This window comes from Campylobacter sp. FU_520 (genome assembly GCF_025772385.1).
In the GTDB taxonomy this organism is placed as follows: Bacteria; Campylobacterota; Campylobacteria; order Campylobacterales; family Campylobacteraceae; genus Campylobacter_D; species Campylobacter_D lari_C.
In genome coordinates this window covers 1-1,105 of the sequence record NZ_JAKMRZ010000043.1, presented here as the reverse complement: position 1 = coordinate 1,105, position 1,105 = coordinate 1, and the positions used below count along the sequence as shown (strand labels likewise).

2 protein-coding genes are annotated in these 1,105 nt (G+C 29.2%); one reads left to right on the top strand and one right to left on the bottom strand.

Annotated features, from left to right (window positions below; translation table 11 throughout):
- A partial coding sequence (locus tag L8W55_RS07905; RefSeq protein WP_263678139.1) for a hypothetical protein occupies positions 1 to 492 on the top strand: 492 nt, incomplete at its 5' end.
- 58 nt (positions 493 to 550) lie between these two features.
- Here the strand turns inward: L8W55_RS07905 and L8W55_RS07900 are convergent.
- Positions 551 to 1,105: hypothetical protein (locus tag L8W55_RS07900; protein WP_263678138.1), on the bottom strand; the 555-nt coding region annotated here is incomplete at its 5' end.

The window sequence follows — 1,105 nt, the reverse complement described above, 5'->3', positions numbered from 1 at the left end:
AGCATAAATGTGGAAGCTAAAGCTTTTAATCAGGTATTAAAAGCTAGTGCTAAGATTAGTGTTTATGAGATGAGAGGGATACTTGGAGAATCTACAGGGCATATTGTGTATGAATTGGGAAGCCCAGAATCTGATGGAAAAGAAGAAGGATATTATTCAGAAGGATATTCTACTTTTACAATGACTCACATAGGAAGTATGACTGCTATAACTCTTTTTGGGTATAAAAGCATAGAAGACGCACGAAATGCAAATATTAAAGTAACATACACTCCTGCCTATAATGGTAATATTCAAAAAATTACACATTGTTGGAATTATGAAGCTAGAGGTAATGGAAAAAAACCTTTTTTATCTAATTATTTTGGAATAGGATTGTTTCAGCAAGATCAGTGTGTTTATTTATCTAAACAAAACAACGGCATATATAAGTTTGAAGATTTAAATAATAAATACATAAAACCTACCTATTTGCACTTGAAATTACCTTAAAAATCACATGAATTTTAAAATAGCCTATATAAAATTTAATTTTTTATAGGCTAAATGTTTATTCACTCAATTTTAAGTGCAAAATACTCGTATAGGTTTTACCCTTATAGGTAGTTTTGAAAGTATATATTCCGTTGTGTTTTTTATAAACTCCAAGACACTGAGAGTAGCCAACTTCAGTTCCGCCAAAATCTACTATCATAACTCCCCATTTATTTGAAGGAAATTGTTGGCTTTTACCATCGCCTTTTATAGCAATTTCATTATAAAACATACATTTCATATCATATTTAGTATTACCACCATAAGCTGATTGGTAAGTAAAATTTATTTTATCTATAGAGTCTATAGCGTCTTCTTTACTATCAAAACCAAAAATATATAATTCCATAGTAGGATGGTAATTGTAAGCTTTAGTAATATGTATTTCTCTATAATGATTTTTATAATATCCTTGCCCTCCATAACCATTATTGCCAAATTCTCCAATATTAATTGAATAATTTGAACCATAAGATCCTGTTTCCCCTATAGTAAAAAACAAGTCAGAAACTTGTATTTTAGCATTTACTCTCAATGTTTGATTGATAGCTTTTAGTTCTACATTTATGTC